Source organism: Streptomyces sp. CoH27, assembly GCF_020181035.1.
Classification (GTDB): Bacteria; Actinomycetota; Actinomycetes; order Streptomycetales; family Streptomycetaceae; genus Streptomyces; species Streptomyces camelliae.
Genome location: NZ_JAIQYY010000006.1, coordinates 269,855 through 277,767, shown reverse-complemented (window position 1 = coordinate 277,767; position 7,913 = coordinate 269,855). Strand labels below are relative to the sequence as shown.

Below are 7,913 nucleotides of genomic sequence, written 5' to 3'. Positions count from 1 at the left end.
CGACCCGGTGGCCCCCGAGGTCATGACCCCGGCCGCCCGCTCCGCACCCCCGGCGGCGACTCCGGCCCCCGCCTCCCCGTCACCCTCGACCCCGGCCCAGGCCACCCCCGCCTCCTCCGCCCCGGCCCAGGCCACCCCCGCCTCCTCCGCCCCGGTCCAGCCCCAGGGAACCCGCCCCGCCCCGTCCGCCCCGGTGGCGGCCGTACCGCCACCGCTCACCCCCCAGCCCGCCTCCACCCCGACCCCCGGCAGGTGACGGAAGTGTCTGACAGGGAACCGCCGCGCCGACGCGTGCCCGGGCCCGCCGCGCCGCAGCGGCCCAGGAGTGCCGTGCGGCGGCAGGCCGGGCCCGGTGCGCGCCCGGCGCGCCGGCCGAGCGGCGCACGGCCGCCGCTCCAGCGTCCGCTCCGGCTCGGCAGCCCGCGGCCCCGGCTGCGCATGGTCAGTCTCACCCTGACCCTGGTGATGATCGCCTTCGTCGTACGGCTGCTCCAGGTCCAGGCCGTCGACGCCGGCACTTATGCGGCGCGGGCCGAGCTGAACCGGTACGTCGTGCACACCCTGGCCGCCGAGCGCGGCGGGATCACCGACCGCAACGGTGTCGCGCTCGCCGTCAGCGAGGACGCGTACGACATCACGGCCGACCCGACGATGTTCGGTCCCGAGCAGCTGAAGATCTCCGACGGGCCGGAGCAGGCCGCCGCGCTGCTCGCGCCCATCCTCGGGCAGGACCAGGCCACGCTCGTGAAGAAGCTGCGGCCGGCGAACAGGAAGTCCCGCTACACCCGGCTCGCCGTCCGCCAGACCCCGCAGGTCTGGAAGCAGATCAAGGACCTCAAGAGCGCGCTCACCAAGAAGGCGGGAACGGATCACACCACCGTCAATGTGCTCGCCGGCGTCTTCGCCGACCCCAGCAGCCAGCGCGTGTATCCCAACGGCGATCTCGCCGCCGGGATACTGGGCTGGGTCAACGCCGCGGGCACCGGGGGCGGCGGCATCGAGCAGGAGCTGAACAAGCAGCTGACGGGCAAGGACGGCAAGATCCGCTACGCCCAGTCCGGCGGGCGCGAGGTGCCCACGGCGGGGTCCGACGAGACGCCCGCCGTGCCCGGCTCCGACGTCGAGCTCACCATCGACCGCGACATCCAGTGGGCCGCGCAGAACGCCATCACCGAGCAGGTGAAGAAGTCCAAGGCCGACCGCGGATACGTCATCGTCCAGGACACCCGGACCGGGCAGATCCTGGCCATGGCCAACTCGCCCGGTTTTGACCCCAACGACCTGTCGAAGGCCGACTCCGCGGCCCTGGGCAATCCGGCCATCCAGGACGCCTACGAACCCGGCTCCACGGCCAAGGTGATGTCCATGGCGGCCGTGCTGGAGGAGAACGCGGCGACGCCGCTCACCCACGTCGTCGTACCCAACCGGCTGCACCGCGGCGACCGGCTCTTCTCCGACGACGTCGATCACGCCACCTGGTACCTCACGCTCAACGGCGTCCTCGCCAAGTCCAGCAACATCGGCACCATCCTGGCCACCGGCCAGCTCGGCAAGACCCAGGAGGAGGCCAACAAGGTCCTCTACTCGTACCTGCGCAAGTTCGGCATCGGCGGCTACACCGGGCTCGGCTTCCCCGGCGAGACCCCGGGCATCCTCGCGCCGTACCAGAAGTGGTCCACTTCGCAGCAGTACACGATCCCTTTCGGCCAGGGCTTCTCCATCAACGCGATGCAGGCCGCCTCCGTGTACTCGACCATCGCCAACGGCGGGGTCCGCGTCGAGCCGACCCTGGTGCGCGGCACCAAGGGTGCCGACGGGCGCTTCACCCCGGCGCCCAAGCCCCAGGAGACCCGGGTCGTCAGCGAGAAGACCGCGAAGGCGCTCGCCCAGATGCTGGAGTCCGTCGTGGACGACGAGCAGGGCACCGGCATCAAGGCGCGCATCCCCGGCTACAACGTCGCCGGCAAGACCGGCACGGCGAACCGCGTGGATCCGGCCACCGGCAAGTACCACGGATACACGTCGTCGTTCGCCGGCTTCGCGCCCGCGGACAACCCCCGCATCACCGTCTACTGCGCCATCCAGAACGCCACCTCCGGCAGCTACTTCGGCGGTCAGATCTGTGGACCCATCTACAAGCAGGTGATGGAGTTCGCCCTCAAGACCCTCCAGATCCCGCCGACCGGAGCGCCGGCCGCCAACCTGCCCGTCGACTACAAGCCCTGATCGGCACAGCCCCCCGCACCGCCCGCACACCCCGCACCGCCCGCACCGCTTCGGCACCGCGGTAAGACCACCAGGAACGAACCGTGACAACGATCACCCCGGATCCCGGGAACCAAGGCGTCCCCAGCCCCTCGCTTCGCTCCGGAGCGGGTGAGCCCGGTACGCTCACCGCCGTGCCACACGCCGATCAGTCCCAAACCACCCAGAAGGGCGCTTCCGTGACATATCCGGGACCGCCGCGACCGGTTCAGGTCTCCGCCACACCCCTCGCGGAACTGGCCGATCAGCTGGGTGCCGCCGCTCCGGACGCCGCCGCCGGGATCACGGGGATCACCCATGACTCGCGCGCCGTCCGCCCCGGCGACCTGTACGCCGCCCTCCCGGGCGCCCGCCTGCACGGCGCCGACTTCGTCACCCAGGCCGCCGGCCTCGGCGCGGCCGCCGTGCTCACCGACCCGACGGGCGCCGAGCGCGCCGCCGCGACCGGACTGCCGGTCCTCGTCGTCGACGACCCGCGCGCGCGGATGGGCGAACTCGCGGCCACCATCTACGGCCGCCCCGGCAGCGACCTGCTCCAGATCGGCATCACCGGCACCTCCGGCAAGACCACCACCGCCTACCTGGTCGAGGGCGGGCTGCGGACCGAGAAGTCCACCGGTCTCGTCGGCACGGTCGAGATGCGCATCGGCGACGAGCGCATCAAGTCCGAGCGCACCACCCCCGAGGCCACCGACCTCCAGGCGCTCTTCGCCGTCATGCGTGAGCGTGGCGTCGAGGCGGTCGCCATGGAGGTCTCCAGCCACGCCCTGGTCCTCGGCCGGGTCGACGGCTGCGTCTTCGACATCGCCGTGTTCACCAACCTCAGCCCGGAACACATGGAGTTCCACTCCGACATGGAGGACTACTTCCGGGCCAAAGCGCACTTGTTCACACCGAAACGCAGCAGACTCGGCGTGATCAACATCGACGACGAGTACGGCCGCCGGCTCACGAAGGAGGCCACGGTCCCCGTCGTCACGTTCTCCGCCGAGGGCCACCCCGACGCCGACTGGCGTGCCGAGGACGTCCAGATCGGCCCCATGGACTCGACGTTCACCGTCGTCGGCCCGAACGGTGAGCGGATCCACGCCAGGTCGCCGATCGCCGGTCCCTTCAACGTGGCGAACACCCTCGCCGCTCTCGTCGCCCTCGCCGCGGCCGGCCTCGACCCGCAGACCGCGGCCGACGGCATCGCCGCCGTACCCGGCGTCCCCGGCCGCCTGGAGCGCGTGGACGCCGGGCAGCCCTACCTCGCGGTCGTCGACTACGCCCACAAGACCGACGCGGTCGAGTCCGTGCTCAAGGCGCTGCGCAAGGTCACCAAGGGCCGCCTGCACGTGGTCCTCGGCTGCGGCGGCGACCGCGACCGGACCAAGCGCGCCCCGATGGGCGCCGCCGTGGCCCGGTTCGCCGACACGGCCGTACTGACCTCCGACAACCCCCGCTCCGAGGACCCGCTCGCGATCCTCGCGACCATGCTCCAGGGCGCGGCCTCCGTGCCCGCTCACGAGCGCGGCGAGGTGCTCCTCTTCGAGGACCGCGCCGCCGCGATCGCCGCCGCCGTCGGCCGTGCCGCGCCCGGCGACACCGTGCTGGTCGCGGGCAAGGGTCACGAGCAGGGCCAGGACATCGCCGGCGTGATCCGTCCCTTCGACGACCGCCAGGTGCTTCGCGAAGCTATCCAGAAGACCCAGGGATGAACTTGTGATCGCCCTCTCCCTCGCCGAGATCGCAGCAGTCGTCGGCGGGCAGACGCACGACATACCGGATCCGTCCGTCCAGGTCACGGGCCCGGTGGTCCGGGACTCCCGCGAGGTGGTGCCCGGCAGCCTGTTCGCCGCCTTCGTCGGCGAGCGCGTGGACGGCCACGACTTCGCACCGCGGGTCGTCGAGGCGGGTGCGGTCGCCGTACTGGCGGCACGCCCGGTCGGGGTACCCGCGATCGTCGTCGAGGACGTGCAGACCGCCCTCGGCGCCCTCGCCCGGCACGTCGTACGCCGGCTCGGCACGACCCTCGTCGCCCTGACCGGCTCGGCCGGCAAGACCAGCACCAAGGACCTCATCGCGCAGGTCCTGCGGCGCAAGGCGCCGACGGTGTTCACGCCCGGATCGCTCAACAACGAGATCGGGCTGCCGCTGACCGCACTGTCCGCCACCGAGGAGACCAGGTTCCTCGTGCTGGAGATGGGCGCCCGCGGCCTCGGGCACATCCGCTACCTCACCGACCTCACCCCGCCGAAGATCGGCCTCGTCCTCAACGTCGGAACCGCCCACATCGGCGAGTTCGGCGGCCGTGAGCAGATCGCGGAGGCGAAGGGGGAGCTCGTCGAGGCGCTGCCCGAGGACGGCGCCGCGATCCTCAACGCCGACGACCCGCTCGTCCGGGCCATGGCCTCCCGTACCAAGGCGAAGGTGGTCCTTTTCGGAGAGTCGGCCGAAGCGGACGTACGCGCCGAGAACGTGCGACTCACGGACAGTGGACAGCCCTCATTCAGGCTTCACACACCCTCCGGTGCAAGCGATGTGACCATGCGCCTGTACGGTGAGCACCACGTGTCGAACGCGCTCGCCGCGGCCGCCGTCGCCCATGAGCTGGGCATGTCCGCGGAAGAGATCGCCACCGCGCTCTCCGAGGCGGGCTCCCTCTCCCGCTGGCGCATGGAGGTCACCGAGCGCCCGGACGGCGTGACCATCGTCAACGACGCCTACAACGCCAACCCCGAGTCCATGCGGGCCGCCCTTCGGGCGCTCGCGGCCATGGGCAAGGAGCGGCGCACATGGGCGGTGCTCGGCAAGATGGCCGAGCTGGGGGACGAGGCGCTCGCCGAGCACGACGCCGTCGGACGGCTCGCCGTCCGGCTCAACGTCAGCAAGCTCGTCGCCGTCGGGGGGATTGAGGCCTCCTGGCTGCAACTGGGCGCATATAACGAGGGTTCGTGGGGTGAGGAGTCGGTGCACGTGTCCGACGCACAGGCGGCGATCGACCTGTTGCGCAGCGAGTTGCGCCCGGGGGACGTCGTGCTCGTGAAGGCGTCCCGTTCGGTGGGTCTGGAGAGCGTTGCCCAGGCGCTCGTCGAGACAGGTGCCGAGGGTGAGGTTGCCGCCCGATGATGAAGCAGATCCTGTTCTCAGGAGTGATCGGCCTCTTCCTGACGCTGATCGGCACCCCGCTGCTGATCAAGCTCCTCGCGCGCAAGGGCTACGGCCAGTACATCCGTGACGACGGTCCGCGCGAGCACGCCAGCAAGCGCGGTACGCCGACCATGGGCGGTATCGCCTTCATCCTGGCGACCATCGCGGCGTACTTCCTGAGCAAGCTCATCACCGGTTACCCGCCCACCTACTCCGGCCTGCTGGTGCTCGGCCTGATGTTCGGCATGGGCCTGGTCGGCTTCCTCGACGACTACATCAAGATCGTCAAGCGGCGTTCGCTGGGTCTGCGGGCCAAGGCGAAGATGGCCGGTCAGCTGATCGTCGGCATCTCCTTCGCGGTGCTCTCGCTGCAGTTCGCCGACGCGCGCGGCAACACCCCGGCCTCCACCAAGCTGTCGTTCATCACGGACTTCGGCTGGACCATCGGCCCGGTGCTGTTCGTCGTCTGGGCCCTGTTCATGATCCTCGCGATGTCGAACGGCGTGAACCTGACCGACGGTCTGGACGGTCTGGCCACCGGCGCCTCCGTGCTCGTCTTCGGCGCCTACACGTTCATCGGGGTCTGGCAGTTCCAGGAGTCCTGCGCCAACGCGCAGACCCTGACCAACCCGGCCGCCTGCTACGAGGTGCGCGACCCGCTCGACCTCGCGGTGGTCGCCTCCGCGCTGATGGGTGCCTGCCTGGGCTTCCTGTGGTGGAACACCTCGCCGGCGAAGATCTTCATGGGCGACACCGGCTCGCTCGCCCTCGGCGGTGTCCTGACCGGTCTGGCCATCCTCTCCCGCACGGAGCTGCTGGTGGCCATCATGGGCGGCCTGTTCGTCCTGATCACCATGTCGGTCGTCATCCAGGTCGGCTCCTTCCGGCTCACCGGCAGGCGCGTCTTCCGGATGGCGCCACTTCAGCACCACTTCGAACTCAAGGGCTGGTCCGAGGTCCTGGTGGTGGTCCGATTCTGGATCATTCAGGGTATCTGTGTGATTGTCGGACTAGGCCTCTTCTATGCAGGATGGGCAGCGGAAAAGTGACCTCCACCTCGGAGCTCTTCGACTTCCAGGGCAAGCACGTCACCGTCGCCGGGCTCGGTGTCTCCGGCGTCCCGGCGGCCAAGGTGCTGCACGCGCGCGGGGCGATCGTCACGGTCGTCAACGACGGCGACGACGCACGCGCGCGTGAGCAGGCCACGGAGCTGGAGGCGCTGGGCATCACCGTGCGCCTCGGCGACGGGGTGACCCTGCCGGAGGGCACCGAGCTGATCGTCACCGCGCCCGGCTGGAGGCCGGACAAGCCGCTGTTCCTGGCGGCCGAGCAGGCGGGCGTGCCCGTCTGGGGCGATGTCGAGCTGGCCTGGCGCCTGCGCGGCCCCGACGCCGCCCCCTGGCTGGCCGTCACGGGCACCAACGGCAAGACGACCACCGTCCGCATGCTCGCCGCCATCCTCACGGCGGCGGGCCTGCGCACGGCCGCCGTCGGCAACATCGGCGTCTCCCTGCTGGACGCGGTCCTCGGCGAGGAGACGTACGACGTCCTCGCCGTCGAGCTCTCCAGCTACCAGCTGCACTGGGCGCCCTCCCTGCGCGCCCACTCCGCCGCCGTGCTGAACCTCGCGCCCGACCACCTCGACTGGCATGGCTCCATGGAGGGATACGCACGCGACAAGGGGCGTATCTACGAGGGCAATCGGGTCGCCTGCGTCTACAACGTCGAGGACAAGGCCACCGAGGACCTGGTCCGTGAGGCCGACGTCGAGGAGGGCTGCCGGGCCGTCGGGTTCACCCTCGGCACCCCCGCGCCCTCTCAACTCGGCGTCGTGGACGGCATCCTGGTCGACCGCGCCTTCGTCGAGAACCGGCAGAAGAACGCCCAGGAACTCGCCGAGGTCGCCGACGTGGACCCGCCGGCCCCCCACAACATCGCCAACGCCCTTGCCGCGGCGGCCCTCGCGCGCGCCTTCGGGGTGCCCGCCACCGCCGTACGCGACGGACTGCGCGCCTTCCGCCCCGACGCCCATCGCATCCAGCACGTCGCCGATCTCGACGGTGTCGCGTACGTGGACGACTCCAAGGCGACCAACACCCATGCCGCCGAAGCCTCGTTGGCGGCATATGAGCCGATTGTATGGATCGCGGGTGGTCTGGCGAAGGGCGCGACCTTCGACGAACTGGTCGCCAGGTCGGCGAAGCGGCTGCGCGCGGTGGTCCTCATCGGCGCCGACCGGGAGCTGATCCGCGACGCCCTCGCGCGACACGCCCCGGAAGTACCCGTGGTCGACCTCGACCGGACCGACACTGGGGCGATGCTCCAGGCGGTGACGGAAGCGAAGCGGCTCGCTCAGCCCGGCGACACGGTGCTGCTGGCCCCGGCCTGTGCCTCCATGGACATGTTCACCAACTACAACCAGCGCGGCGACGCGTTCGCGGCGGCGGTCCGCGAACTCGGCGCCTGACCCCGGCCGCCCGCCGGGCGGATCTTGGGAGGGACGCGTGGGACGGTCG

Annotated in this window: 5 protein-coding genes and 1 pseudogene; all 6 read left to right on the top strand. The window is 70.9% G+C overall.

The features are described from left to right. A pseudogene (locus LE548_RS11920) lies at nt 1-256 on the top strand (hypothetical protein); the annotation flags it as partial. Nucleotides 257-261: 5 nt separating this feature from the next. After that, a complete protein-coding gene (locus LE548_RS11915) occupies nt 262-2,226 on the top strand; it encodes a penicillin-binding protein 2 (protein WP_308030176.1) in 1,965 nt (654 codons plus the stop codon). A 218-nt stretch (nt 2,227-2,444) separates the two neighbouring features. Beyond that, complete coding sequence (locus tag LE548_RS11910; RefSeq protein ID WP_225096705.1) at nt 2,445-3,965, top strand: UDP-N-acetylmuramoyl-L-alanyl-D-glutamate--2,6-diaminopimelate ligase; 1,521 nt, start codon at nt 2,445-2,447, stop codon at nt 3,963-3,965. 4 nt (nt 3,966-3,969) lie between these two features. Next, nucleotides 3,970-5,376: a UDP-N-acetylmuramoyl-tripeptide--D-alanyl-D-alanine ligase gene (murF, locus tag LE548_RS11905; RefSeq protein ID WP_225096703.1), complete on the top strand. Its 1,407-nt coding sequence runs from the start codon at nt 3,970-3,972 to the stop codon at nt 5,374-5,376. Then, the gene (gene mraY, locus LE548_RS11900; RefSeq protein ID WP_225096701.1) at nt 5,373-6,446 is read left to right on the top strand and encodes a phospho-N-acetylmuramoyl-pentapeptide-transferase; all 1,074 of its coding nucleotides are present in this window, start codon (nt 5,373-5,375) and stop codon (nt 6,444-6,446) included. The genes murF and mraY overlap by 4 nt, the downstream gene beginning before the upstream one ends. Continuing rightward, complete coding sequence (gene murD / locus LE548_RS11895; RefSeq protein ID WP_225096700.1) at nt 6,428-7,864, top strand: UDP-N-acetylmuramoyl-L-alanine--D-glutamate ligase; 1,437 nt, start codon at nt 6,428-6,430, stop codon at nt 7,862-7,864. Before mraY ends, murD begins: the two co-directional genes overlap by 19 nt. Nucleotides 7,865-7,913 lie beyond the last annotated feature (49 nt).

Bases quoted from the DNA above. Each gene is read 5' to 3' on its own strand.
- mraY (WP_225096701.1), top strand. From the start codon at position 5,373: ATGATGAAGCAGATCCTGTTCTCAGGAGTGATCGGCCTCTTCCTGACG.
- murD (WP_225096700.1), top strand. From the start codon at position 6,428: ATGGGCAGCGGAAAAGTGACCTCCACCTCGGAGCTCTTCGACTTCCAG.